The organism is Marivivens sp. LCG002, assembly GCF_030264275.1.
Taxonomy (GTDB): domain Bacteria; phylum Pseudomonadota; class Alphaproteobacteria; order Rhodobacterales; family Rhodobacteraceae; genus Marivivens.
On record NZ_CP127165.1, the window covers coordinates 2,546,363 to 2,570,364 of the forward strand.

The 24,002-nt window shown below is 58.7% G+C and carries 26 protein-coding genes and 1 other RNA gene; 11 read left to right on the forward strand and 16 right to left on the reverse strand.

From position 1 onward, the window contains the following. Window positions 1-118 precede the first annotated feature (118 nt). Window positions 119-1,009, reverse strand: coding sequence for an oxygen-dependent coproporphyrinogen oxidase (gene hemF / locus QQG91_RS12580; protein WP_285770572.1), 891 nt, complete (start codon window positions 1,007-1,009; stop codon window positions 119-121). A 97-nt stretch (window positions 1,010-1,106) separates the two neighbouring features. Between hemF and QQG91_RS12585 the strand changes: the two genes are divergently transcribed. Further along, complete coding sequence (locus QQG91_RS12585; RefSeq protein WP_285770573.1) at window positions 1,107-1,490, forward strand: hypothetical protein; 384 nt, start codon at window positions 1,107-1,109, stop codon at window positions 1,488-1,490. A 3-nt stretch (window positions 1,491-1,493) separates the two neighbouring features. Here the strand turns inward: QQG91_RS12585 and QQG91_RS12590 are convergent, their stop codons facing one another. The 3 genes from QQG91_RS12590 to clpS are packed head-to-tail and all read right to left on the reverse strand — an operon-like array spanning window position 1,494 to window position 3,640. Then, window positions 1,494-2,300: an SDR family NAD(P)-dependent oxidoreductase gene (locus QQG91_RS12590; protein WP_285770574.1), complete on the reverse strand. Its 807-nt coding sequence runs from the start codon at window positions 2,298-2,300 to the stop codon at window positions 1,494-1,496. A 29-nt stretch (window positions 2,301-2,329) separates the two neighbouring features. After that, window positions 2,330-3,283: a class I SAM-dependent methyltransferase gene (locus tag QQG91_RS12595; protein ID WP_352232103.1), complete on the reverse strand. Its 954-nt coding sequence runs from the start codon at window positions 3,281-3,283 to the stop codon at window positions 2,330-2,332. Window positions 3,284-3,319: 36 nt separating this feature from the next. Then, the gene (gene clpS, locus QQG91_RS12600; protein ID WP_285770576.1) at window positions 3,320-3,640 is read right to left on the reverse strand and encodes an ATP-dependent Clp protease adapter ClpS; all 321 of its coding nucleotides are present in this window, start codon (window positions 3,638-3,640) and stop codon (window positions 3,320-3,322) included. Window positions 3,641-3,754: 114 nt separating this feature from the next. Between clpS and QQG91_RS12605 the strand changes: the two genes are divergently transcribed. Continuing rightward, a complete protein-coding gene (locus tag QQG91_RS12605; RefSeq protein WP_285770577.1) occupies window positions 3,755-4,447 on the forward strand; it encodes an HAD family hydrolase in 693 nt (230 codons plus the stop codon). Window positions 4,448-4,653: 206 nt separating this feature from the next. Then, complete coding sequence (locus tag QQG91_RS12610; protein WP_502881574.1) at window positions 4,654-6,174, forward strand: D-alanyl-D-alanine carboxypeptidase family protein; 1,521 nt, start codon at window positions 4,654-4,656, stop codon at window positions 6,172-6,174. Here the strand turns inward: QQG91_RS12610 and QQG91_RS12615 are convergent. The 5 genes from QQG91_RS12615 to QQG91_RS12635 all read right to left on the reverse strand — a co-directional run bounded on the left by QQG91_RS12615 (window position 6,171) and on the right by QQG91_RS12635 (window position 12,626). Beyond that, a complete protein-coding gene (locus tag QQG91_RS12615) occupies window positions 6,171-7,769 on the reverse strand; it encodes an ABC transporter ATP-binding protein (RefSeq protein WP_285770578.1) in 1,599 nt (532 codons plus the stop codon). The genes QQG91_RS12610 and QQG91_RS12615 overlap by 4 nt on opposite strands. Beyond that, window positions 7,766-8,875, reverse strand: a complete 1,110-nt coding sequence (locus QQG91_RS12620; RefSeq protein WP_285770579.1) for an ABC transporter permease — start codon at window positions 8,873-8,875, stop codon at window positions 7,766-7,768. Before QQG91_RS12620 ends, QQG91_RS12615 begins: the two co-directional genes overlap by 4 nt. Before the next feature lie 3 nt (window positions 8,876-8,878). After that, the gene (locus tag QQG91_RS12625) at window positions 8,879-10,027 is read right to left on the reverse strand and encodes a microcin C ABC transporter permease YejB (protein WP_285770580.1); all 1,149 of its coding nucleotides are present in this window, start codon (window positions 10,025-10,027) and stop codon (window positions 8,879-8,881) included. 18 nt (window positions 10,028-10,045) lie between these two features. Then, window positions 10,046-11,956 carry an extracellular solute-binding protein gene (locus QQG91_RS12630; protein ID WP_285770581.1) on the reverse strand — a complete coding sequence of 637 codons (1,911 nt, stop codon included), beginning with the start codon at window positions 11,954-11,956 and terminating at the stop codon, window positions 10,046-10,048. A 136-nt stretch (window positions 11,957-12,092) separates the two neighbouring features. Then, window positions 12,093-12,626 carry a c-type cytochrome gene (locus QQG91_RS12635; protein ID WP_285770582.1) on the reverse strand — a complete coding sequence of 178 codons (534 nt, stop codon included), beginning with the start codon at window positions 12,624-12,626 and terminating at the stop codon, window positions 12,093-12,095. A 106-nt stretch (window positions 12,627-12,732) separates the two neighbouring features. Here QQG91_RS12635 and QQG91_RS12640 point away from each other — a divergent pair, with 106 nt between their 5' ends. Continuing rightward, window positions 12,733-13,572: a prephenate dehydratase gene (locus QQG91_RS12640; RefSeq protein ID WP_285770583.1), complete on the forward strand. Its 840-nt coding sequence runs from the start codon at window positions 12,733-12,735 to the stop codon at window positions 13,570-13,572. 14 nt (window positions 13,573-13,586) lie between these two features. On the opposite strand, the gene QQG91_RS12645 is transcribed toward QQG91_RS12640, so the two are convergent. Continuing rightward, entirely contained in the window at window positions 13,587-14,054 is a 468-nt protein-coding gene (locus QQG91_RS12645) for an SRPBCC family protein (RefSeq protein WP_285770584.1), read from the reverse strand. Window positions 14,055-14,105: 51 nt separating this feature from the next. Continuing rightward, window positions 14,106-15,056 carry an NAD(+) diphosphatase gene (gene nudC / locus QQG91_RS12650; RefSeq protein ID WP_285770585.1) on the reverse strand — a complete coding sequence of 317 codons (951 nt, stop codon included), beginning with the start codon at window positions 15,054-15,056 and terminating at the stop codon, window positions 14,106-14,108. Window positions 15,057-15,177: 121 nt separating this feature from the next. Here nudC and ffs point away from each other — a divergent pair. From ffs to recR, 4 genes are all read left to right on the forward strand, one after another. Further along, window positions 15,178-15,276, forward strand: an RNA gene (gene ffs / locus QQG91_RS12655) — signal recognition particle sRNA small type. 84 nt (window positions 15,277-15,360) lie between these two features. Beyond that, entirely contained in the window at window positions 15,361-17,118 is a 1,758-nt protein-coding gene (locus QQG91_RS12660) for a DNA polymerase III subunit gamma/tau (RefSeq protein ID WP_502881575.1), read from the forward strand. Window positions 17,119-17,140: 22 nt separating this feature from the next. Beyond that, a complete protein-coding gene (locus tag QQG91_RS12665) occupies window positions 17,141-17,485 on the forward strand; it encodes a YbaB/EbfC family nucleoid-associated protein (protein ID WP_285770587.1) in 345 nt (114 codons plus the stop codon). A 21-nt stretch (window positions 17,486-17,506) separates the two neighbouring features. Then, a complete protein-coding gene (recR, locus tag QQG91_RS12670) occupies window positions 17,507-18,097 on the forward strand; it encodes a recombination mediator RecR (protein WP_285770588.1) in 591 nt (196 codons plus the stop codon). 58 nt (window positions 18,098-18,155) lie between these two features. On the opposite strand, the gene QQG91_RS12675 is transcribed toward recR, so the two are convergent. Further along, window positions 18,156-18,914 (reverse strand): DUF1013 domain-containing protein, encoded by a 759-nt coding sequence (locus QQG91_RS12675; RefSeq protein ID WP_285770589.1) that lies wholly within the window; start codon window positions 18,912-18,914, stop codon window positions 18,156-18,158. 121 nt (window positions 18,915-19,035) lie between these two features. Here QQG91_RS12675 and QQG91_RS12680 point away from each other — a divergent pair, with 121 nt between their 5' ends. After that, window positions 19,036-19,677, forward strand: a complete 642-nt coding sequence (locus QQG91_RS12680) for a ribonuclease T2 family protein (RefSeq protein ID WP_502881576.1) — start codon at window positions 19,036-19,038, stop codon at window positions 19,675-19,677. On the opposite strand, the gene QQG91_RS12685 is transcribed toward QQG91_RS12680, so the two are convergent. Together QQG91_RS12685 and QQG91_RS12690 are read right to left on the reverse strand one after the other, a co-directional pair. Beyond that, a complete protein-coding gene (locus QQG91_RS12685) occupies window positions 19,667-20,653 on the reverse strand; it encodes an NAD(P)H-quinone oxidoreductase (protein ID WP_285770591.1) in 987 nt (328 codons plus the stop codon). The genes QQG91_RS12680 and QQG91_RS12685 overlap by 11 nt on opposite strands. 9 nt (window positions 20,654-20,662) lie before the next feature. Beyond that, window positions 20,663-21,349 (reverse strand): COQ9 family protein, encoded by a 687-nt coding sequence (locus tag QQG91_RS12690; RefSeq protein WP_285770592.1) that lies wholly within the window; start codon window positions 21,347-21,349, stop codon window positions 20,663-20,665. A gap of 110 nt (window positions 21,350-21,459) precedes the next feature. On the opposite strand from QQG91_RS12690, the gene rpsU reads away from it, so the two are divergent. Next, window positions 21,460-21,666, forward strand: a complete 207-nt coding sequence (rpsU, locus tag QQG91_RS12695; RefSeq protein WP_285770593.1) for a 30S ribosomal protein S21 — start codon at window positions 21,460-21,462, stop codon at window positions 21,664-21,666. 68 nt (window positions 21,667-21,734) lie between these two features. On the opposite strand, the gene QQG91_RS12700 is transcribed toward rpsU, so the two are convergent. Then, a complete protein-coding gene (locus tag QQG91_RS12700; RefSeq protein ID WP_285770594.1) occupies window positions 21,735-22,196 on the reverse strand; it encodes an Lrp/AsnC family transcriptional regulator in 462 nt (153 codons plus the stop codon). Between the two features lie 138 nt (window positions 22,197-22,334). Here QQG91_RS12700 and ald point away from each other — a divergent pair, with 138 nt between their 5' ends. Next, complete coding sequence (ald, locus tag QQG91_RS12705; RefSeq protein WP_285770595.1) at window positions 22,335-23,447, forward strand: alanine dehydrogenase; 1,113 nt, start codon at window positions 22,335-22,337, stop codon at window positions 23,445-23,447. Window positions 23,448-23,498: 51 nt separating this feature from the next. Here ald and mscL read toward each other — a convergent pair whose 3' ends face one another. Further along, window positions 23,499-23,927: a large conductance mechanosensitive channel protein MscL gene (gene mscL, locus QQG91_RS12710; protein WP_285770596.1), complete on the reverse strand. Its 429-nt coding sequence runs from the start codon at window positions 23,925-23,927 to the stop codon at window positions 23,499-23,501. Window positions 23,928-24,002 lie beyond the last annotated feature (75 nt).

Sequence of the window (24,002 nt, forward strand, 5' to 3'; positions counted from 1 at the left end):
TGCGTCTTATCTGCTGGTTATGTTCCGCCTTCCTCCTCAATGATCTGACGAGACGTCTTGAAGGTCCCAAAAGAAAAGCGCGCCCGAAAGGACGCGCTTTTCGCTTTTCAGGGATCGCTCAGACCCATTTCGCCAGAGGCGGAAGGCTCATCAGAACCGCATTCGCATCATGTCCGGTGGCCAGACCGAATTTGGTGCCACGGTCATACACGAGGTTATATTCGGCATAGAGCCCGCGATGGATCAGTTGAGTGTCTTTGTCTGCATCCGACCACGCCTGTTTGCGGCGCTTCTCGACGAGCGGCACATAGGCAGGAAGAAACGCGCGGCCGATATCCTGGGTCAGTGTGAAATCCTTTTCCCAATCGCCCGAATTGTGATCGTCCATAAAGACACCTCCCACGCCGCGCGCGCGGCCGCGATGAGGCACATAGAAATACTCGTCCGCCCATTCCTTGAGACGCGGATAGAAATCCGCGCCATGCGGGTCGAGGTGGTTTTTCTGCACCTGATGGAAATGCGCGGTATCCTCGTCATATTCGATGCAAGGATTAAGATCGGAACCACCCCCGAACCACCAGGCATTCGGGGTCCAGAACATGCGGGTGTTCATATGGACCGCAGGACAGTGCGGATTCTGCATATGGGCAACAAGACTGATCCCCGAAGCCCAGAACCGCGGGTCTTTCTCGATCCCCGGCACACCGCGCGCCGCCATCGCTTTTTGTGCCGCGGGGCCGAGCGTGCCATAGACGGTCGAGACGTTGACCCCGACCTTCTCGAACACACGGCCGCCACGCATCACGGACATCAGACCGCCGCCCGCATCGGTTCCATCCTCGGAGGCGCGTTTGGTCTCGGTCACTTCGAACCGTCCCGCCGGCATCTGGGCGGTCGGCCCATCCTCGAGCGAATCCTCCAACCCCTCGAACGCGGCTACGATTTGATCCCTGAGCTCACGGAACCATGCCGATGCGCGGTTCTTTTCGTCGATCATTGCCTCTGTCATGGTCACTTCCAGATCTTTGATATTGAATAACACCCGCTCCTAGCATTGATTGAAGTCAACCGCCACGGCGGGCCAAAAGCCATTTCAGGAGACCATAATGCGCCGCATCCTATTTGTCCTGCCTCTCCTTGCCGCAGCCTGTGCGACCCCGCGCGAGGCCTGCATCTCGCAAGCAAGTGCGGACCTTCGTACGCTCAACGCCCTCATTGCCGAAACCCAAGGCAACATCGCGCGGGGCTTCAAATATGAAACCAAGCAGGAAGTGATCACGACCAAGGCCTTTTGCGAGCTGAAAAATCAGGACGGGACCGTGTCCACCTATCCCTGTGACGACGTCGAAACGATCGAACGCCGCGAACCTGTCGCCATCGATCTCAATGCCGAACAGTCCAAGCTGAACTCGATGATCCAGCGCCAAAAGGGTCTCGAAAGTCAGGTGAACGCCGCGATCCAGCAGTGCGTCGCCGTCTACCCCGAATAAAGCTTAGTGCGCGGCGCACCCGACGGGATCGAGCAGAGTGCGCCCGCCGTCCACCGTCATGATCTGGCCCGTCACGAAACTGGCGGCATCGGACGCTAGATACTGGACCGCGTCGCAAACCTCGTTGGCGTTCGCAATCCGCTGAAGCGGCGTATGCGCGATGATATCCTTGCGGAATTCGTCGTTGTCCTTGAGTTTGGCCTTGAGTGAAGCGCTCATCACACTGCCGAAGGCAACGCCGTTCACCCGAATGCGCTTGGGCGCGAGGGCAACCGCAAGCGAACGCGTCATCTGGTCGAGCGCCGCAGCCGAAACGGAATAGGCCAAAAGTTCGGGGTGCGTGCGGCGCGCTGCGATGGAGGACAGGTTGATGATCGTCCCGAGACTTCCCTCGTCCTGACCTTCGCCCTGCTTGATCATGCGCCGCGCAATGGCTTGGGACAGTCGCAGCGAGGTGAGCATATTCTGCTCCAGAAGGTCCATGACCGTATTGTCGTCGGCATCAAGAGGATCGGTAAGCGCCACTTGACGGGTTGCGTTCACCAGAATGTCGATCCGTTCGAATGCGTCCACTGTGGCAGAGATAAGGTTCGCGACGTTGAGCTTCTTTCGAAGGTCCCCAGAAAAAATACGGATCGGCGCATTCTCTTCTTTGGCCTCGGGGCCGACCTCGCGCTCGAGCGCGGCTTCGTCCATATCCGCGAACATCACATTCGCGCCCGCTTCGACAAATTGGCGTCCGATGGCCAAGCCTACGCCGTTGGCGGCGCCGGTGACGATTGCTGTTTTGCCTGCAATGGAAAAAGACATGGCTGTCTCCGTTATTGGTGAGCAGAAGCTTACTGCTTCGGACGGGAAGCGTGAAAGACCTTAAACGCGGATGTGCCGCGCACTTCCTCAACGTTCTTGAAACTCTCTCTTAGAGCCGCCTCATAGGGAAGATGACGGTTTGCCACCATCCACAAATGCCCCGAGGTCGACAGGTTGCGCGCGGCAGAGGCGATAAACTGTTGTCCAAGCGCAGGCTCGGCAGCGCGACCTTTGTGGAACGGCGGGTTCATCACAATGACCTGATAAGGGTCTTTGGCTTTGAAGGTTGTGGCATCGTCCCAGTGGAAGGACGCCCGTTCATCCGTGATATTCAATCGCGCACAGTCAAGCGAAAGTTTCTCTGCTTCGATCAGGTCGAGGGCCTTTACACCCTCGCGTTCGAGCACCTTGGCCGACAGATAGCCCCAGCCCGCGCCGAAATCCGCAACACGTCCCGAAAGCTTTTCGGGGAGCGCCTCGACAAGGCAAAGCGACCCTTTGTCGATCTCGCCATCAGAGAACACGCCCGCTGTCGTGTAATATCCATGCGCCCCCTTGGTCGGCGCACCGACGGCCCAGTCTGCAAAGACATCGGATTTCCCGTCGAACCAGAACAAGCGACCATGCGCCTTGGCAACATTCGGAAGGTCGCCAAGTTTGGCCCGCACGTCCTTGAAATAGGAATCGACACCTTCGGATTTATTACCGTCCACGACCACAAGACCGGAGGTCGCCGTCGCCTCGGCGATCATCGCGCGGCCCAGCGCCTTGGACTTGGGCAGAACGACGATCGTCACGTCGCAGGGCGTGTCGGAGAGCGTGAAGCCCGCCGCAGCCCATTGGGTCAAGTCGGGTTCGAAGCTATGCGAGATCGTAACACGATCTTTTTGAACCGAAGACAGGTCATAGTCGGGCTCGGGTCGCATAACCCGAACCGATGTTTCGGGAAACGCCAATAGCCCTTGGTCGAGGGCGGTGCTCAATCTTGATTTAGACATGAATTCGGCAACCTCAGAGGGTCACTCTTTCTCCATCGTGCATTGAAGGGGATGCTGGTGACGCTGGGCAAAATCCATGACCATCGCGACTTTGGTCTCGGCAATCTCGTAGGTAAAGACACCGACGACGGCGACGCCCTTTTTGTGGACGGTCAGCATGAGTTCGAACGCCTGCGCATGGTTCATCTGGAAGAACCGCTCAAGCACCTGAACGACGAACTCCATCGGGGTATAGTCGTCATTGAGAATAAGCACTTTATACAGCGGCGGGCGCTTGGTCTTTGGGCGCACAGCAAGTTTAACGCCGATTTCATTATCGTCGCCGCCTTCTTGATCAGCCATATTATACCAGTTCGCCATAGGTCCTTGCGGTGTCTTTGGTTACACTCTCTGAGCGGTTATATATATCGCAGAGTACCCACAAGAAAAGACCACAGATTTATTGAGGCTTCGTATATGACAAAACGTTGGACTTTGGCCTTCGATGCCGACGACACACTGTGGCAGAACGAGACGTTTTTCCGCGGCACCCAAGCCCATTTCGAAACCCTGATGGCCCCCTTTTGCGCGCCTGAGCATCTCGAACAGCGTCTCATCGCCGCCGAGCGCCGCAATGTGGCGCGCTATGGTTATGGCATCAAAGGCTTCGTGCTCTCGATGATCGAAACCGCCGTCGAAGTTTCGGAACAGCGGGTGAGCGCGGATGTCATCCATGAATTGCTGACGATGGGCAAGGACATGCTCGTTCATCCGATTGATCTCCTCCCCGGCGTCGAGGAGGTCATCAAACAGTTTCACGGACAAGCTGATCTTATCATCATCACCAAAGGCGATCTGATGGATCAGGAGCGCAAAGTCGCCCAAAGCGGTCTGGGCGACTATTTCGACGATATCCAGATCGTCAGCGAGAAAACCGCAGAGGTGTATCAGCGGATCTTTGCAAAGCATGATACCGCCCGCGCGATGATGATCGGCAATTCGCTCAAATCCGACATTCTCCCCGCTTTGGAAGCAGGTGTTTGGGCGACATACATCCCCCATGATCTCACTTGGGCACTCGAACAGGCCGCCGAACCCGAGAACCACCACCGGTTTCACCGACTCGTTAGCATGGGCGAGCTACCCGAATTGATAGAGCGCCTATCGTAATTCTCCGCCACATTGTTGACACATTGCTTGATCTAGGGGCCGCTTGGGACAAAACACCAAGATGTTGCCGCGTCACTCGCGCAACAGATGTAAAAATCGTTTGATTTCAGGTGTTTTCGCAATGCGCCCTTCATGCTACCTTGCTTCCTAACAATTCGCGCCAGACTTGAATCGGGCGCACGAGGCAGAGCAAAGGTAACGACACGATGGGTCGTATTGAACAGGGTGCCCGTTCAGGGGTATTCGTATTTGTATGGTTATGTGTGACCCTGCTTACCACAAGCAGCGTCTTTGCAGCGCCTTTCGCGGCCATGGTCATGGACGCCCGCACCGGCGAGGTGATCCACGCCCAGAACGCGGATACGCCGCTGCACCCCGCCTCACTCACCAAGATGATGACGCTCTACATCGCTTTTCAGGCGATTGAACGCGGTGAAGTCAGCCTCGACACCGAATTCACGATCACCAGCGATGCCGCAAGCGAGCCTCCGTCCAAACTCGGCCTGCGGACGGGTCAAAAGATGAAGCTCCGCTATCTGATCCGCGCAGCCGCCATCAAATCCGCGAATGACGCAGCAACCGCCATCGGGATCGGCATTTCGGGCTCCGAAGCGGCCTTTGCAGACAGAATGAACCGGACCGCCGCGGCGATGGGGATGCGCAGCACGAGTTTTCGCAACGCAAACGGGCTGACCGCCAACGGCCACCTGTCGACCGCGCGGGATATGACCGTTCTGGGCCGCCACCTGATCTATGATTTCCCGCAGTATTATAACCTTTTCTCGCGTCGCGAAGCCGATGCGGGCATGCGGGTCGTCTATAACACCAACCGTCGTTTCCTTGACGCCTACGAAGGCGCGGACGGTATCAAAACAGGCTTTACCAATGCGGCGGGATACAACCTCGTCGCTTCGGCCCAACGCGGCAACGTCCGCATCATCGGCACGGTCTTCGGCGGCACGTCCACTGCAAACCGCAATGCCAAAATGGCCGAGTTGCTCAACATGGGCTTTGCCCAAGCCACATCCAACGCGCCCGTGCGCAAACCCGCCCCCGTAGAGCCCCAAGTCGGCCAAGCGGTCGTGGTCGGTTCCACCGAAGGCGGCGCGCCTCAGGGTGCAGGCAAAACCATCCGTGTGAGCGGGCTTGTCCAAACCAGCCTTCGCCCCAACACCCGTCCGACAAACGAAGCCCCTGCTCTTGCTATCGCAGAGACCGATGCCATCGCAGGCGCAGTGGCCGCCGCGATTGTCGCCGCATCGGCTCCGTCGGTCGAAGAAGCCCTGATCGACGTGATCGCAAGCGCCGAGGCCGCCGAAGAGCCCGTGCCCGTAGCCCCGAGCGCAACGCCCAAAGCGCGCCCCGAAGAGATCGTTCTCGCTATGGCGACCACCGAAGCGGAAACCCCGACCGAAACAGAAGAGACCCTCGCACTCGCGGAGACCCCGACCGAGCCTCTCGTTGTTACCCGCGTTTCGACAAGCGGCGGGCACAATTGGGGGATCAACGTCGGTCGTTTTGCCTCTCGCTACGAGGCAGAGCGCGTTCTTCTCAAGGTTGCTCTCAACGAAATGTCGACACTTGACGGCTCACTCCGCCGCGTGGTGCAAAGCCCCCGCGGATATGACGCCAACTTCATGGGTCTGACGCGGGAAACCGCTGATCTCGCGTGCCGCCGAATCCAGGCCCGCGGATCAAGCTGCTTTATGATCGGTCAGGACGGCTAAGCGACCGAACGTCCCTCAAAGGCTGCCGCCATCAACGCGCGCGTATAATCGGTCTGCGGGGCGTCAAAGATTGCTTTGGCGTCACCTGCCTCGACCACATCACCTGCTTGCATCACCATGACCTTGTGGGACAGGGCACGCACGACCTTGAGGTCATGCGAGATAAAGAGATAGGCCAACCCGTATTTCGACTGAAGATCGCGCAAAAGATCCACGATCTGGACCTGCACGGTCATATCCAGAGCCGACGTCGGCTCGTCGAGGATCAAGAGCTTGGGCCGTAGGATCATCGCCCGAGCGATGGCGATCCGCTGACGCTGACCGCCCGAAAACTCGTGTGGATAGCGATCCATCATCTCGGGGTTAAGTCCGACTTCGCGCATGATATCGGCAACCATCTCGCGTGTATCCCGCCCCTGTTCGACGCCATGCACCCCCAATCCTTCGGCGATGATATCGACGACAGGCATACGCGGCGAAAGCGAGCCATAGGGGTCTTGGAAAACGATCTGCATATCACTTCGAAGCGGGCGCATCTCGCGCTGGGACAGCTTGTCGATCGGTGTGCCGAGGAATTCGATCCCGCCCTCCGACCGAATGAGCCGCGCAATCGCCATCGCAAGTGTCGTCTTACCCGAGCCGCTCTCCCCGACGATCCCGAGGGTTTCGCCCGCGTTGACGGTCAGGGTCGCTTCGTTCACCGCCTGGATATGGCCGACGGTCCGTTTCAGAAGCCCGCGCTGGATCGGAAACCAGATCCGGAGTTTATCGGTGCTGAGCACAGGTGCCGCATCCGCCCGAGCAGGTGCAGGCGCGCCCCCCGCCTCGGCCGCAAGCAGCATCTTGGTATAGGGGTGCTGCGGGTTTGCAAAAATCTCGGCGGTCGGACCCTGCTCCACGATCTCGCCGTCTTTCATCACACAGACCCGATCCGCAATCTTGCGCACGATGGTAAGATCATGGGTGATGAAGAGCATCGCCATACCTTCATCCCGCTTAAGATCCTCCAAAAGATCCAGAATCTGTGCTTGGATCGTGACATCAAGAGCGGTCGTCGGTTCGTCCGCCACCAGAAGATCAGGCCCGTTGGCAAGCGCCATGGCAATCATCACGCGCTGGCGCTGACCGCCCGAAAGCTGGTGCGGAAACGCCCCGAGCCGCCCTTCCGCATCGCGGATACCGACACGATCAAGCAGCGAGATGATCTTCGCCCGCGCCTCTGCTCCCGTCAGACCCTGATGAAGCTCGAGCGACTCGCGAAGCTGCTTTTCGATCGTATGGAGCGGATTGAGCGAGGTCATCGGCTCTTGGAAGATAAAGCTGATATCATTGCCCCGCACGCGGCGAAGTTCCTTGGGCGACGCGCCCACCATTTCCGCCCCGTTATAGGTGATCGAGCCGCGCACAGTGGCGTTATCCCCAAGAAGAGACACGGTAGAAAGAGCCGTTACCGACTTGCCCGAGCCGCTTTCCCCGACCAAAGCCACCGTCTCGCCCTTGTCCACGTGAAAGCTTACGCCTTTGACGGCGTTTATGTCTCGGCCATCCTGACGGAACGCCACCGATAGGTCTCGGACATCCAGCAGTCTGCTCATGAGAAGGTCTTTCGTGGATCAAAGGCATCGCGCACACCTTCAAAGATGAACACGAGCAGCGACAGCATCGTCGCAAAGGTCATAAAGGCGGTGATCCCGAGCCACGGCGCCTGAAGGTTTCTCTTGGCCTGAAGCGTCAGATCCCCGAGCGAGGGCGCCGAGGACGGCAAACCGAAACCAAGGAAATCGAGACTGGCGAGCGTCGCAATCGCACCCGTCACAAGGAAGGGAAGCATTGTCACCGTCGCCACCGTCGCATTGGGAAGCACATGGCGGAACATGATCACGCGGTCACTCACCCCCAATGCACGCGCCGCGCGGACATATTCGAAGTTGCGCGCCCTGAGGAATTCCGCCCGCACCACATCGACAAGCGCAGGCCAGCCGAAGAGCACCGTGAGGAACACCAAGAGCCAGAAGCTTTTCCCCAAGATCGCGGTCAGAATGATCATGATATAGAGCGACGGCGTGCGCGAAAAAATCTCGATGGCCCGCTGGAACAAGAGATCGACCAGACCGCCGAAATATCCTTGGACCGCCCCTGCAACGATCCCGATCACCGACGAGATCGACACCACGATCAGCGCAAAAAAGATCGACAGACGGAAGCCATAGATCACCCGTGCCACAACGTCCCGCTTGGTGTCATCCGTGCCAAGCCAATTGGTGGCGCTCGGCGGTGCGGGGGCCACGCCTTTGACATCAACGATGGTGTCATAGGAGTAGGGGATCACAGGCCAGATCATCCATCCTGCCTGAAACCCATCATCGTCCAGCGTCTCGCCGTTCGCGACCGCTTCGATCAATTCCTCGGGTTCATCGAAACAGCGCTCGATCCCGCCCGTCACGATAAGGCACTTCACCTCGGGCGAGCTATAGATCGCCTCGGTCGGGAAATCGCCGTTATAGTCCCGCTCGGAATAGAAGCTGAAAACAGGCATGCGGTATTCGTCGCGATACTTCACAAGGATCGGCTTGTCGTTCGCAATGAACTCGGCAAAGAGGCTGAGCCCGAAAAGCACCGCCATGATGATCAGCGACCAATAGGCACGGCGGTTGTTGCGGAAATTCCGCAAGCGGCGCTGGTTGAGTGGGGACAAACGCATTGCTTACCCCCTGCTTTCAAAGTCGATCCGCGGATCGATAAAGATATATGTGATGTCGGTGATGATCCCGACGACAAGCCCCATCAGCGAAAAGGCGAAAAGCGTGCCGAAGACCACAGGATAATCGCGCTGGAGCGTCGCCTCATACCCCAGCCGCCCAAGTCCATCGAGGCTGAAGAGCGTTTCGATAATGAGCGAGCCGCCGAAGAACACCGAGATGAACAGCGCAGGAAAGCCCGAAATCACAATCAGCATCGCATTGCGGAACACGTGACCGTAAAGCACCTTGCGTTCGGAGAGGCCCTTGGCGCGGGCAGTCATGACATACTGCTTCTTGATCTCGTCCAGAAAGCTGTTCTTGGTCAGCATCGTCAAAGTGGCAAAGGCGGAAATGGTCGAGGCCACGACCGGCAAGGTGATGTGCCACAGATAGTCTTTGATCTTACCGAAAAGCGAAAGCTGATCCCAATTATCGCTCGTCAGACCGCGCAGCGGGAAAAGCTTGTGACAGGTCGGGTTATACTCGCGCAAGCCTGGAAACCAATCCTTGAGGAACGGCAACTCGAAACAGTTGTTCGAAGCAAAAAGCACGATAAGCAGGATTGCAAAAAGGAACCCCGGGATCGCATAGGCGACGATGATGACGCCACTGGTCCAAGTGTCGAAGGACGACCCGTCCGTGACGGCCTTGCGGATGCCCAGAGGGATCGAAACGATATAGGCGATCAGCGTCGACCAAAGACCCAGCGTGATCGACACAGGCATCTTTTCCAGAACAAGATCGACAACGGTGATTTTGCGGAACCAGCTCTCGCCGAAATCGAACTGGATGTAATTCCACATCATATCGACGAAACGCTCGAGCGGCGGCTTGTCGAACCCGAACTTCTTTTCCAATTCGGCTATAAAGGCGGGGTCGAGCCCCGTTGCGCCTCGATAGGTGCCCTGAAGCTCGATCTCGGTTGATTGGATATCGACATCCGCGTGCCCGCCCGAAATGGACTGGAACACGTCCCCGTTGCCTTCCATTTCGGCGATGATCTGTTCGATCGGGCCGCCTGGCATGAACTGGGTCAGGGCAAAGTTGATAACCATGATCCCGAACAAAGTCGGGATCACGAGAAGAAGTCTTCGGAAAATATATGCGCCCATGAGCCGCCTGCTGCTGCCTTATTGGAAGGCGCCTGCTTGTCGCAGAGCCTCGCCTTTTTCGGCGTTATACCACCAGAACGACATATAGCCCATATCATAAGGCGGAAGTTCTTCGGGGTGCTCGTACATATCGTAATAAGCGACCCAGTAATTGGCGAGATACCAAGCCGGAACGACGAAGAGCTCTTTGCGCATCACGCGGTCAAGCGCCCGTACGCCTGCAGCCATTTCCTCGCGCGTGGTCGCCTCTTTCACGATCTCGATAAGAGCATCCGCCGCAGGCGATGAATAACGCGCAGGGTTGAACACATCGCCCACGCCCGAGGTGCCATAGCGCTGGCCAAGCCCCTCGCCCTCTTCAAGCCCGTTGCGGTAACCGTCATAGATCATATCGAAATCACCGTTGTTGGTGCGTTCGGTATATTGCGCAGTGTCGATACGGTTCCAGACCGCATCGATCCCGAGGGCTTTGAGGTTCTCGATATAGGGCAGCATGATCCGGTCAAAGGTCGGCGAGTAGCCAAGGAATTCGAGCTTGAACGTCTCGCCCTTGTCGTTGACCAGCATCCCGTCGGCCCCTGCCGTCCAGCCCGCCTCTTCCATCAAGGCAAGAGCCTTGCGCAGGTTGCCACGGTCGAGCTGACGCTCGCCCGATGTATGTGGCATCGTCACCTCTTCGGTGAGGATCGCAGGATCAATCAGGTCCTTCACACGCTCGAGATACTCGAGCTCGAGGCCCTCGGGCTTGCCCTTGGCCTGCATATCCGAGTTCTGCCAGAAACTTTCACGCTGATCGAAAAGCCCATACTGGAGGTTATCGTTCGTCCAAGTGAAATTATACATCAGGCCGATCGCCTGACGGACGCGGATATCCTCGAACTTGGGGTTTTGAAGATTGAAGAGGAACCCGTAAGCGCCGGGCAAATTACCGTTCGCAATGGTTTCTTTCTTGACCCAGCCTTTTTCGAGCGCGGGGAAATCATAAGCCGTCGCCCAGTTCAGCGACGAATTTTCCTGACGGAATGCAAAGGCCCCCGCCTTGAACCCTTCGAAGGCGGCAGTGGTGTCGGCGAAATACTCGACGCGGAAGCTGTCGAAGTTGTTCTGACCCACGTTGATCGGATGATCCGCACCCCAGAAGTTCGGATTGCGCTTATAGGTAATCTCTTCGTTGATCTTGTAAGCGTCGAGCATATAGGGCCCCGTGCCCGGAGCGACTTCGAAACGCGCCTCGTCCAGACGGGCGCCAGTTTCCTCATACCAATGCTTGGGGAAAGCAGGGGTTGCCCCCGCCTGCTCGATCAACCCCGAACGTGGAATGTCATCGGCAAAGGTGAATTTCACGCGATACTCGTCGAGAGCTTCGACGTTTACGATCAACTGCGCCACCGCCGTTGCAAAAGAACGCGTGCCCTGTTCGATCAAGAGGTTATGGCTAAAGACGATGTCCTCGGCCGTCATCGGAACGCCGTCGGAAAAGGTCACATCGTCCCGCAGATTGAAGATCACCCAATCCTTGCTTTCGGGATACTCGATGGTGGTGCACAAATAGCAATAGGACGACCCCACTTCATCTGCGGTTCCCGCGAACAACCGCTCGACAGCGATACTCGCCAGAGCGCCCGGCGTTCCCTCTTGGGTCGCATAGGGGTTCATCGTGTCAAAGGTGCCCATCATCCAGATCGACATCTCGCCGCCCTTGGGGGCATCGGGGTTCACATAGTCGAGGTGCTTGAAATCGGCGGGATACTTGAGGCTGCCATAGGTCGAAATGCCGTGCGCGACGATGACCTCTTCATGGCTTTCCGCCAAAACCTGTCCCGCAAAGGCCACAGCCCCCAGAAAGATCACACCCCCCATGAGCGCCCAATTCGGCATCACTGCGGCTTTGGCGGCGTGACGCGGGGTTGAATGCGTTTTCGGGATCATGTGCTTCCTCCATGCAAACAAATTGCTTTGGGTATAGCTTAGGCTGCCCCAAAGGACTTGCAAGTTGAGTTTGCGTGATCGCCCAAAACAAAAGGCCGCCCCGAAGGACGGCCTTTGTTGGAATTAGGGTGTCGGCTTAGCCGCCGATGGTCGCAAGATAGGCAATCAGGTTCGCGCGATCTTCAACCTTGGGAAGACCCGAGAAGCCCATGGCGGTGCCGGGAGCGTATTTCTTGGGGGCTTCGAGGAAACCGTTGAGGTGCTCGGGGTCCCAAACCTGGGCCACAGCTTCGAGAGCGCCGGAATAGGCGTAACCGTCAACCGAATCGACAGCGCGGTTCACAACACCAAACAGGTGCGGACCAGTGCGGTTGTCGCCGTTTTCGAGCGAGTGGCACGAAGCACACTTTCTGAACACCTTTTCACCTTCGGCAGCATCGGCCGAAGCGAAAACTTCTTCAAACGAGGGGCCTGCTTCTGCGGCAGCATCGCCACCGGAACCGCCCTCAACTTCGATGGCATAGCCTTGGGCGTGGTCTTCACCGTGGGCACCGCCGCCGAAATAAATGGATTCGGCAGCCCAGCCGCCAAGAAGAAAGACCAGCAGAGCGCCACAAAAGCCGCCGAGAATTTTGGTCATCGTCATAGTGTCGAACATGTCGCGTTCCATTCCGTTCGCAATTTTGCGGCTATGTATCCGCTTACTGCTAGGTCTTGCAAGCAGTCTTACCGCGACTTATTGCCCATTTTACAAGTTTATGAACAGGAAAAACGAAATGACTGCTCGTATCGCATTCCAAGGAGAGCTTGGCGCCTATGGCCATCAGGCATGTGTAGAGACCCGTCCCAAGCACGAGCCCCTGCCCTGCGATACCTTTGAAGAGACCATGGATGCGGTGCGTCGTGGCGACGCCGAGCTTGGCATGGTGGCAGTCGAAAACTCGACCTATGGACGTGTGGCGGACGTGCATTCGCTTCTTCCCAAGAGCGGCCTGCATATCGTGGACGAGGCTTTTGTGCGTGTTCACGTCAATCTCTTGGGCACCAAAGACGCCCGTGTCGAAGATGTCACTACGGCCCATGGCCATCCGGTGATTCTCCCGCAATGCGCGGGCTTTTTGCGCGAACACAGCATCCGCGGCGTCGTCAGCAGCGACAACGCCCGCGCCGCCCGCGAAGTGGCCGAGCGCAATGATCCGTCGCATGCCGCGCTCGCCAGCGAGCTAGCCGCCGAGATTTACGGTCTCAAGGTTCTGGCCCGCCATATCGAGGACCACGACCGCAACACCACGCGCTTTCTGATCATGTCGCGCGATCTCGACCTGAAACGTCGCGGCAAATTCGGCATGATGACGAGCTTTATCTTCCGCGTGCGCAACATTCCCGCCGCGCTCTACAAAGCGATGGGCGGTTTCGCGACGAACGGCGTCAACATGACCAAGCTCGAAAGCTATATGGTCGACGGCGACTTCAACGCGACCCAATTCTATGCCGAGATCGAAGGCCATCCAGACGACCGCAATGTCGCTCTGGCGCTCGAAGAGCTTGATTACTTCACCAGCGAAGTAAAGCTTATGGGCGTCTTCCCATCGGCCCCGCGCCGCCACGAACGCTAGGTTTGGGGGGCCGCCTATGCGCGGCCCATCGCCTTTTCTTCGATATCCTCGGCAAAGTCGGCAACCCGCGTCTTGAACCGCTTGATGAGGTTCTGACGTGCAAGTTTCATCGACTGGAGCATCAATCGCGCAGCAAGTGTGCGCGGCTTGAGCTCGAACTCGACCCCCATCCGCGTGCGATTGGGGGACAAAGCAACTAGCTCGATCTCGCAGTCTCCTTCGATCCCGCCGGATTCGAAATAAACGTTGATTGAATTGGGGTTATCAGCGTGGGTGATCTGAATTGCGGCCTTGCGAGATTTCCCGCGGAATTCGAACTCGACCTCCCAGATCGACCCTTTGGCAATCGGTCCCTCGCCGGATGTGCGCACCACATCAACGCCACGCCGCATGGCGGCCCGCTCGAAAGCTTTATAGTCCGAACAACGATCGAAAACGAACTCCATGCTCGCTTCGATGTCCTCTTTGGTGCTGAATTTCATACGTCCGTCCGTCTTTGGCTGACCCTACGGTCATTTTTGATCAAGATCACCTCAATCTAGTCTGTCCGCAAGCCAATTGAAGAGCATGAAATGCGCAATCGACCCTTTTCGCGCGGGCGAGATGTCGGGATGCTCGCCCGCAAAGGCCAGAGCAAGCTCTTCTTTCGTGACCCAGCGCGCATCTTCCAACTCGGCAGGATCAACCGTGATTTCGGTCGAACTGGCCTCTGCATGGCACCCGAACATGAGGTTCATCGGAAAGGCCCAAGGCTGGCTGGCAAGATAGGTGACGCGGGCGCATCTGATCCCCGCCTCCTCGAAAACCTCGCGGCGCACGGCCGCCTCGATCGTCTCGCCGGGTTCGACAAAGCCGGCAAGACAGGAATACATCCGCTCGGGCCAAGCAGGAGAGCGCCCGAGAAGAACCGAGTTCCCATGCGTTACCAGCATGATCGCAACGGGATCGGTGCGCGGGAAATGCGGCGCACCGCAGGATGGGCAATTGCGCTGCCAACCGCCCACGGCCATTTTGCTTTCGTGACCGCATTTCGAACAGAACTTGTGGCTGTCATGCCACCCAAGAACGGCACGCGCTGTGCTGGCCAATTCCGCATCCTGCGGCGAAAGATGGGTCATGACGGCACGCAGCTCGGCAAATACCGCTCCCTCCCCAATAAGCGGGTGGCTCTGCTCTGTTGGATCGAGAAACCCCGAATGAAGCTCGATCTCCGAAGGGTTCCAGCCGCTCAGATCGACGGCAAAAGTCGGCACGCCATCAGGAAGCCCGAGGAAAATCGGCTCGCCCGCAAGATCCATTACGGGGTGACCGACCTCGACAAAGAAGAGCGCACGCACTTCGGCATCCGTCACAAGCGGTTTGCCCCGCCAAAGGATCATCGCGCGCGCATCGGGTCGCTGCCAAAGCGATTCGGCCTCGGGCCGAAGCTGTGCCGCGCGGTCATAGCCGCTTCCCCCGAAAGTCACCTCTTCCGCAATCCGCATCGAACTCTCTCCTTCAAGACGCATAACCTATGACCAAACCGATGGAAGGTTTCCAGCCTTGTTGCGGGATCAAAGGGCCTCACCCCTTGCAAAGACACCCCAAACCCCCTAACTCACCCCTCGAGAGGCTGGCGCGGGCGAGCGCTTCGCCAACCCGGTCAGGTCCGGAAGGAAGCAGCCGTAACGATTTCCGCTTGGGTCGCTGTCCAGTCTCTCACCTTTCCGCATAGATTTGACCGACAGATGTGGACCTCGCGGCGCGGGTTGCTTACCTTGTCCCTCGAACAAGATGATCAAGGCCCCCATGTCCGACACAGCAGCACGCCCCTATCAGGTCCTTGCGCGGAAATACCGCCCCGAGACCTTTGCCGATCTCGTCGGACAAGACGCCATGGTGCGCACGCTTCGCAATGCTTTTGCCGCGGACCGTATCGCCCAAGCTTTCATCATGACGGGCATCCGCGGAACGGGCAAAACCACGACCGCACGGATCATCGCCAAGGGGATGAACTGCATCGGCCCCGACGGAAACGGCAAACCCACCACCGATCCTTGCGGCGTGTGCGAGCACTGCACCTCGATCATGGAAGGCCGCCACGTCGATGTCATGGAGATGGACGCCGCATCGCGCACAGGCGTGAACGACATCCGCGAGATCATCGACAGCGTTCATTACCGCGCAGCCTCGGCCCGCTATAAAATCTATATCATCGACGAAGTTCACATGCTCTCGACAAGCGCTTTCAACGCGCTTCTCAAGACGCTCGAAGAGCCGCCCGCGCATGTGAAGTTCATCTTTGCGACAACCGAAATCCGCAAAGTGCCCGTCACGGTTTTGTCGCGCTGCCAGCGTTTCGATCTGCGCCGCATCGAACCCGAAGTGATGATCGCGCTCCTGCGCAAGATCGCCTCTGCCGAAGGCGCCGAGATCAGTGACGACGCCCTCGCCCTCATCACCCGCGCCGCAGAAGGCTCTGCCCGTGATGCAACCTCGCTTCTCGATCAGGCGATCAGCCATGGCGCGGGCGAAACCACAGCCGATCAGGTCCGCGCCATGCTGGGCCTCGCCGACCGTGGGCGCGTCCTTGATCTCTTCGACATGATCCTACGCGGCGAAGCGGCGGCGGCTCTGACCGAGCTTTCGGCACAATATGCCGACGGTGCCGACCCGATGGCGATCCTGCGCGATCTGGCTGAGATTGCCCATTGGATTTCCATCATCCAGATCACGCCCGACGCAGCCGACGATCCGACTGTTTCCCCTGACGAACGCTCGCGCGGTCAGGCAATGGCGGGGGCTATTCCGATTCGCGTTCTGACCCGCCTGTGGCAAATGCTGCTCAAGGCGTTGGAAGAGGTCGCGATCGCCCCCAACGCGATGATGGCCGCGGAAATGGCGATCATCCGTTTGACCCATGTGGCCGATCTCCCCGCGCCTGCGGATCTTCTCAAGAAACTCTCCGAGACGCTTCCGCCTTCGGGTGGCCCCTCGGGCGGCGGCGGGCGTCCTGCGCCGACGGGCGGCACGGTGAATGCGATGAGCACGAGCTATGCCCCGACCTCGGGCTCGGGTCCAGTGGCACGCGGCGGTGCCCAACCCGCCACCGCACTGAGTGCCGACTCGCTCGCACGCTATGCCCGCTTCGAGGACGTGGTCGAGCTGATCCGCGCCCACCGCGACGTCAAACTCCTCGTCGAGGTGGAAAGCGGCGTGCGGCTCGCCAACTATCGCCCCGGACGGATCGAGTTCCAGCTTGCTCCGAACGCCCCCCAGGACCTCGCCCAGCGCCTTGGGTCGCGGCTTCAGGCGTGGACGGGCAACCGTTGGGCCATCACGCTTGTGAACGAAGGCGGCGCCCCGACGATCACCGAAGTGCGCGACGCCGAAGACAACGCTCTCAAATCCGAGGCGACCAAGCACCCGCTGGTGCAGGCTGTCCTCAAGTCCTTTCCCAAAGCCCGTATCAGCACGATCCGCACCCAAGCGGATATCGCGCTCGAGGCCGAGGTCGAGGCACTCCGCGAAGTAGACGAAGAATGGGACCCGTTCGAAGCGGACTAACCCCTCAATCAGGAAAAGACAGATGTTCAAAGGACTCGGCGGCCTTGGCGATATGGCCAAGATGATGAAATCCGCACAGGAAATGCAGGCCAAAATGGCCAAGCTTCAGGACGATCTCGAACATATCACCGTGATCGGTGAGAGCGGGGCAGGCCTTGTCAAAGCCACCGCAACTGCCAAAGGCGATCTGACGGGTCTCGACATAGACCCGTCGATCTTTGTCGCCAGCGAAAAGGAAATGGTCGAGGACCTGATCCTTGCCGCCGTCAAGGATGCCCAAGGCAAAGCACAGCAAAGGGCCCAGTCCGAAATGGCCAAGCTGACAGAAGGTCTCGGCCTTCCCGCCGATTTCAAACTTCCTTTCTGATCACGGGTGACAGGTTCCACGATGAGCCAGAACAAAGACATCGAGAACCTGATCGACCTCCTGGCCAAGCTCCCGGGGCTTGGCCCTCGGTCTGCGCGTCGCGCAGTCCTGCACCTGATCAAAAAGCGCTCGCTGCACCTCATTCCGCTGGCAGATGCCCTGCATCGCGTCGGCTCCACCGCCCGTGAATGCCTCAATTGCGGGAACATCGGCACCTCTGACCTCTGCGACATCTGCGAGAGCGAAAAGCGTGCGAACGGTGAAATCTGCGTTGTTGAAGATGTAGCAGATCTCTGGGCGATGGAGCGCTCGGGCGTGTTCAAGGGCCGTTATCACGTTCTTGGCGGCACGCTCTCCGCTCTCGACGCCGTCGGCCCCGAAGAGCTTCGTATCCCCAAGCTGGTCGACCGCATCGTCGGTGAAAACGTGACCGAGGTGATCCTTGCCCTTTCGGCCACCATCGACGGGCAAACGACGGCGCATTACATCGCCGACCAGCTTCCCCACGTCAAAGTCACCTCATTGGCCCAAGGCGTCCCTGTCGGCGGCGAGCTGGACTATCTCGACGACGGAACGATCACCGCCGCCCTGCGCGCCCGTAAATCATTCTGAACGAAAAACCCCGACCGAATGGCCGGGGTTTCGCAAATCTGCCCGATGGGCGAGAGGATCAATCCTCGTCGCCGTCATCGTCGTTGTCGGGAAGGTTGAAGAAGCTATCCGCATCCTTGAACGCCGAATCGTCGCGCTCGTCTTCCTCGTCGTCATTGTTCCCCGAGAGCGTGAAGGCTTCGAGACCTGCAATCGCCGAAGGCATCTTGGGCTCGGGTGCCATGCCGAGCGACTGCTCGGTGCTCACCAGCTTGCGACGCTCGTCGTCGGTCATCGCGGTGCCTTCCTTGGCGCGCTTGGCGTTGGCCTTCTGCACGGCGGCATCAAGCTCGGACTGCTTGCAAAGACCCAAAGCGACGGGGTCGATCGGGGTGATGTTCTGGATGTTCCAGTGGGTGCGCTCGCGGATCGCCTGAATGGTCGGCTTGGTGGTGCCGACAAGCTTGGCAACCTGACCGTCCGAAAGCTCGGGGTGGAACTTGACCAGCCAATAGATCGACGCAGGACGGTCCTGACGCTTGGAGAGCGGGGTATAGCGCGGGCCACGGCGCTTTTCTTCACCGACAGCAGCAGGGTTGAACTTGAGCTTGAGCTTGTGCAGCGGGTTCGCCTCTGCCTTGTCGATCTCTTCCTGCGTGAGCTGGTTGTTGGCGACAGGGTCAAAGCCCTTGACGCCGACGGCCACGTCACCATCCGCGATGCCCTGAATCTCGAGCTCGTGCATGCCCACAAAGTCACCGATCTGCTTGAAGGTGATCGTCGTGTTGTCCACCAGCCATACGGCGGTGGCCTTTGCCATAATCGGTTTATCAGCCATCGTGACTCTCCTAATAAACAAACCTTCCCCGTGCCCTGAAAGAGGGCGAGCCATTTTTGGCCCAGTTCACATTGTCGGGGAACTTGGGGGGTATATAGTGCGGGAAAGCAAATTAGAAAAGATGAAAATGTTGAGACTGATTTTTGCGGCAATTACCGCTCTCGCCCCGACCTTCGCCAAAGCAGACGGCACAGCCGGCGAATTCGACTATTATGTGCTCTCGCTCTCGTGGTCGCCCTCGTGGTGCAGCCTCGAAGGGGATGCCCGCAACTCACCGCAATGTGACCCCTCCGAAGACTTCGGTTGGGTGCTGCACGGGCTTTGGCCCCAGTATGAACGCGGTTGGCCCGATTACTGCCGCACATCGCACGCCGAGCCGACGCGCACCCAGACGAATGCGATGGCCGACATCATGGGCACCTCGGGGCTTGCGTGGTATCAATGGAACAAGCACGGCACCTGTTCGGGCCTGAATTCGACGCAATACTACGCCCTCGCCCGCGAGGCCTATGACCGCGTGACCCGCCCCGAAGTGTTCCGCAAGCTGGGCAAGGCGGTCCAGCTTCCCGCCTCTGTCGTGGAACAGGCCTTTATCAAGGACAACCAAGGCCTTGACCCCAACGAAGTGACCGTGACCTGCAAGAGCGGCTATATCCAAGAGGTCCGCATCTGCTTGACGCGGGATCTCGAATTCCGTCGTTGCGGCACGGATGTCATCAGGGATTGCACCCTTGATGACGCCCTTTTGGAACCTATCCGCTGACCTTGAGAACGATCTTGCCGATGTGGGCGCTGCTCTCCATCCGCGCATGGGCAGAGGCCGCATCGGCAAAGTCGAATTCCTGATCCATCACGGGCGCAACCTTGCCCGCTTCGATCAAGGGCCAGACCTTGGCAAGAAGCGCCTCGGCAATCCGCGCTTTCGCCTGATCGCTCTGCGGTCGAAGGGTGGAACCCGTGAATGTCAACCGCCGCGTCATCAGCTGTGCAAAGTTCACCTCGGCCTTGGGACCACCCAGAAACGCGATCTGGACCAAACGCCCATCATCGGCCAAGGCCTTGAGATTGCGCTGGATATACGGTCCACCCACCATGTCGAGGATCACATCGGCACCGCCCTCGGCACGCATCACATCCTCGAACGCTTCGGTGCGATAGTTGATCCCGCGCTCGGCCCCAAGCTCCACACAAGCGGCACATTTCTCGTCCGAACCTGCGGTCACGAAAACCCGCGCACCGAACGCGCGCGCAAGCTGGATCGCCGTTGTGCCGATCCCCGAAGACCCGCCGTGAACGAGAAACCGCTCGCCCGCCTTGAGACCGCCGCGCATGAACACGTTGGAATAAACGGTAAAGAACGTCTCGGGCAAACAAGCCGCTTCCTTCATGCTCAGCCCCGAAGGAACAGGCAAACAATGCGCCGCAGGGGTCGAGACATATTCCGCATATCCACCACCGGGAAGCAGCGCGCAGACCTTGTCGCCGACCTTGAGGTTCGAGACACCGGCGCCAATTTCGACGACCTCGCCCGAACACTCAAGACCGGGCAAATCACTTGCGCCCTTGGGCGGATCATAGGCCCCCGCACGCTGGAGCGCGTCAGGGCGGTTCACACCCGCATAAGCCACCTTGAGGATCACGCGGTCATGCTCTGCCACGGGTCGCGGCCTATCGGTCAGTTGAAGAACTTCGGGACCACCCGCCTTGGTGATTTCAACGGCTTTCATCATCTCGGTCATATTGGCCCCCTATTCCACCCAGCGCCCGGGAAGATCATCCCGAACCGCCGCTTTGGGTGCCTTGATACCACCCAAGAGCCGATCAAGCCCTGCGACCAAAGGACGGAAAGCGGGGTTCTTGCGGACCGAGGCTTTGACCTTTTCGAACCGCATTACATCGGCAATGCGGCGGTCGATGAACTCCTTCGTGGCCTCGCCATAGGTCTCGTCCCCGAGCCAATAGAGCACGACAGAGCCGTAAACCGCCGAAAGCGTGACGCGCTTGGAGTACCAGTTCACATCATCCGACGTATCCCCGAGTGCATTCCAGATCGCGTCCGCCGTGCCCCAGATGAGTCCCGATCCTTCTGCCGCATGATGGGGCAGGGCAAAAAGAGTTGTCCCGCGCCGCACGATCTCGCGGTCCGCATCCTCAAGCCGAAGCCAGATCGCATGCGCCACCTTTTCCGAATACCGCATTTGGGAAAGATCGGCCGCCGCCATCCTCTCCACCATCCGCGCGTCCCCTGCACGGTGATAGGCCACCGCCAGATCAATCGCCCCGCGCGGACAGACAGCACGTGCCGCCTCGGCGGTCAGTCCCGCGTCGGCAACCGCCGCGTCAAAGGCAACCTGGCTCCAGCCGTCAAAAACGACATGCGGCTCGATCGCATTGAGAAGGGTCCTCAAAACAGGGTCAAACTCGGCTTGGGTCATCGCCATTCTCCTTAGTTGGCCCCCAGACTAGACAATTATGGCAGTGGTTGCTATACGGCCCATTCCTGCAAATTCTTGCAAATCCAACTTAGAAAGGTGGTGAAAACCACATGCAGGTAAGCGTACGTGACAACAACGTCGATCAGGCCCTTCGTGTTCTGAAGAAAAAGCTGCAGCGTGAAGGCGTTTTCCGCGAAATGAAGCTCAAGCAACATTTCGAGAAACCCTCCATCCGCAAAGCTCGCGAACAGGCTGAAGCGATTCGCCGTCAGCGCAAGCTGGCGCGCAAAAAGCTGCAGCGCGAGGGACTCATCTAATTGAGCCTGATAGCACGCTAAATGACGACCCCCGAGCCTCTGCTTCGGGGGTTTGTCATTTCTAGGGGTCATTCCAGCGGCAAAGCCGTCGTCTGGAGCACGGATTTAAGAGAAAACGACGACTGCATCCCCTGCACGCCAGGGAGCGATGCCAGATAGCGGCGATGGATGCGCGCGAAATCCTCGGCATCCTTGGCGACCACCTTGAGCAGATAGTCCGCCGCCCCCGCCATCAGATGACACTCCATCACATCGGGCACCCTTGCCACCGCCTCTTCGAAAGCGCTGAGGATCTCGTCCTTTTGGCCGCTGAGCGTGATTTCCACATAGACAACCGTCTTGCGCCCGATTTTCTCGGGACTGAGAAGAGCAACATACCCCGAGATATAGCCGTCCTCTTCAAGCCGCTGGATGCGCCGATGACAGGCCGATTGCGAAAGATTCACCCGCTCGGACAGCTCGGCATTCGAAATGCGCCCCTCTTTCTGAAGGGCGCGCAGGATTCGGATATCCGTCTCATCGAGCTGCATTGACGCAAATTCCTTCTAATTTTGTATCACTATACAGAATTTTCTTCGAACATTGTGCCAATCCTCACCGATCTTTGCAAAACAATTGTTCGCAATCTCGTGCACCTTTGACGCAACGAACACCCAAGGAGCTGCACCATGCACATCGGTTGCCCGAAAGAGATCAAACCCCAGGAATTCCGCGTCGGCATGACGCCCAACGCCGTGGCCGAAGCCGTTGCGCATGGTCACACCGTGACGGTCGAAACCGCTGCGGGGATCGGAGCGGGCTTTACCGATGCCGACTACATCGCCGCAGGAGCCAAGATCGCGGCAACCGCCGCCGATGTCTTTGCCGCTGCCGATATGATCGTCAAAGTCAAAGAGCCCCAAGCCGTCGAGCGCAAAATGCTGCGTGAAGGTCAGCTTCTCTTTACCTATCTCCATCTCGCGCCCGATCCGGACCAGACGCATGACCTCCTAGCGTCTGGTGCCACCTGCATCGCCTATGAAACAGTGACCGACGACCGTGGCGGGCTTCCCCTCCTTGCCCCGATGTCCGAAGTCGCTGGCCGACTTGCGCCACAGGTCGGCGCATGGACGTTGCAAAAGGCCAACGGCGGGCGCGGGGTGCTCCTTGGTGGGGTTCCCGGTGTCGGTCCGGGCAAAGTGCTCGTCATCGGTGGCGGCGTCGTCGGCACCCACGCAGCGCGTATCGCGGCGGGCATGGGCGCGGATGTGACCGTGCTTGACCGCTCGCTCCCGCGTCTGCGCTATCTCGACGATGTCTTCGGCGGAACCTTCAAGAACGGCTATGCCTCTGCGGGCAACACCATCGAGCTTGCCCGCGAAGCCGACCTGATCATCGGGGCTGTTCTTGTGCCCGGTGCTGCGGCCCCCAAGCTCATCAAGCGTGACCAACTCAAGGAACTCAAGCCCGGCGCGGCCCTTGTGGACGTCGCCATCGACCAGGGCGGCTGTTTCGAGACCTCCAAGGCCACGACCCACGAAAACCCGATCTACGAGGTGGACGGGATCATGCACTACTGCGTGGCCAATATGCCCGGCGCCGTCGCGCGGACCTCGACCATTGCGCTTGGCAACGCCACGATGCCCTTCATGCTCGCCTTGGCCGACAAGGGCTGGAAAAAGGCCTGCGCCGAGGATCGCCACCTTCTCAACGGCCTCAACGTCCACGCAGGTCAGCTCACCTATGCCGCAGTCGGCGAGGCTCTCGGGATCGCGACCGTCGACCCCAAGACACTGATCTAAAAACACAAAAGGCGGCCCCGAGAGGAGCCGCCTTTCTTAACTCCGGTCCGCTTACTTCTTCAAAGCGTCGCGGATCTCGAGAAGCACGTCGATCTCGCTCGGACCAGCCGGCGCAGCGGGTGCAGCCTCTTCCTTGGCGGTCATGGCATCCTTGATCTTGTTCACCTGACGCACCAGCAGGAACACTACGAACGCGATGATCAGGAAGTTGATCACAGCCATCAGGAACGACCCATAGGCAAAGATCGACGCCCCCGCTTCACGTGCGGCTTCAAGGCTAGCGCCCGCAGGCACTTCGCCGCTGAGCACGAAGTAGTTGTTCGTGAAATCGACGCCGCCCGTAAAGAGCCCGATGATCGGGTTCAAAAGATCAGCCACAAGCGAGCTGACAATCGCGGTAAACGCAGCACCGACGATGATACCAACAGCCATGTCCATCACATTGCCTTTGGCGATAAAAGACTGGAATTCTTTCAACATGTTATTTCCCCATTCCGTTAAAGCGCCTGTTTTTTGTTCGCGCCAACACAACCATAGCGCAAAAAACGCACAGTC

Bases quoted from the DNA above. Each gene is read 5' to 3' on its own strand.
- QQG91_RS12630 (WP_285770581.1), bottom strand. From the start codon at position 11,956: ATGATCCCGAAAACGCATTCAACCCCGCGTCACGCCGCCAAAGCCGCA.
- QQG91_RS12645 (WP_285770584.1), bottom strand. From the start codon at position 14,054: ATGAAATTCAGCACCAAAGAGGACATCGAAGCGAGCATGGAGTTCGTT.
- QQG91_RS12590 (WP_285770574.1), bottom strand. From the start codon at position 2,300: ATGTCTTTTTCCATTGCAGGCAAAACAGCAATCGTCACCGGCGCCGCC.
- clpS (WP_285770576.1), bottom strand. From the start codon at position 3,640: ATGGCTGATCAAGAAGGCGGCGACGATAATGAAATCGGCGTTAAACTT.
- QQG91_RS12700 (WP_285770594.1), bottom strand. From the start codon at position 22,196: ATGCAGCTCGATGAGACGGATATCCGAATCCTGCGCGCCCTTCAGAAA.
- QQG91_RS12675 (WP_285770589.1), bottom strand. From the start codon at position 18,914: ATGGCTGATAAACCGATTATGGCAAAGGCCACCGCCGTATGGCTGGTG.
- QQG91_RS12665 (WP_285770587.1), top strand. From the start codon at position 17,141: ATGTTCAAAGGACTCGGCGGCCTTGGCGATATGGCCAAGATGATGAAA.
- QQG91_RS12660 (WP_502881575.1), top strand. From the start codon at position 15,361: ATGTCCGACACAGCAGCACGCCCCTATCAGGTCCTTGCGCGGAAATAC.
- QQG91_RS12620 (WP_285770579.1), bottom strand. From the start codon at position 8,875: ATGCGTTTGTCCCCACTCAACCAGCGCCGCTTGCGGAATTTCCGCAAC.
- QQG91_RS12585 (WP_285770573.1), top strand. From the start codon at position 1,107: ATGCGCCGCATCCTATTTGTCCTGCCTCTCCTTGCCGCAGCCTGTGCG.
- QQG91_RS12625 (WP_285770580.1), bottom strand. From the start codon at position 10,027: ATGGGCGCATATATTTTCCGAAGACTTCTTCTCGTGATCCCGACTTTG.
- QQG91_RS12690 (WP_285770592.1), bottom strand. From the start codon at position 21,349: ATGACCCAAGCCGAGTTTGACCCTGTTTTGAGGACCCTTCTCAATGCG.
- QQG91_RS12685 (WP_285770591.1), bottom strand. From the start codon at position 20,653: ATGACCGAGATGATGAAAGCCGTTGAAATCACCAAGGCGGGTGGTCCC.
- QQG91_RS12635 (WP_285770582.1), bottom strand. From the start codon at position 12,626: ATGGAACGCGACATGTTCGACACTATGACGATGACCAAAATTCTCGGC.
- QQG91_RS12610 (WP_502881574.1), top strand. From the start codon at position 4,654: ATGGGTCGTATTGAACAGGGTGCCCGTTCAGGGGTATTCGTATTTGTA.
- nudC (WP_285770585.1), bottom strand. From the start codon at position 15,056: ATGCGGATTGCGGAAGAGGTGACTTTCGGGGGAAGCGGCTATGACCGC.
- ald (WP_285770595.1), top strand. From the start codon at position 22,335: ATGCACATCGGTTGCCCGAAAGAGATCAAACCCCAGGAATTCCGCGTC.
- rpsU (WP_285770593.1), top strand. From the start codon at position 21,460: ATGCAGGTAAGCGTACGTGACAACAACGTCGATCAGGCCCTTCGTGTT.
- QQG91_RS12680 (WP_502881576.1), top strand. From the start codon at position 19,036: ATGAAAATGTTGAGACTGATTTTTGCGGCAATTACCGCTCTCGCCCCG.
- recR (WP_285770588.1), top strand. From the start codon at position 17,507: ATGAGCCAGAACAAAGACATCGAGAACCTGATCGACCTCCTGGCCAAG.
- QQG91_RS12615 (WP_285770578.1), bottom strand. From the start codon at position 7,769: ATGAGCAGACTGCTGGATGTCCGAGACCTATCGGTGGCGTTCCGTCAG.
- hemF (WP_285770572.1), bottom strand. From the start codon at position 1,009: ATGACAGAGGCAATGATCGACGAAAAGAACCGCGCATCGGCATGGTTC.
- QQG91_RS12640 (WP_285770583.1), top strand. From the start codon at position 12,733: ATGACTGCTCGTATCGCATTCCAAGGAGAGCTTGGCGCCTATGGCCAT.
- mscL (WP_285770596.1), bottom strand. From the start codon at position 23,927: ATGTTGAAAGAATTCCAGTCTTTTATCGCCAAAGGCAATGTGATGGAC.
- QQG91_RS12605 (WP_285770577.1), top strand. From the start codon at position 3,755: ATGACAAAACGTTGGACTTTGGCCTTCGATGCCGACGACACACTGTGG.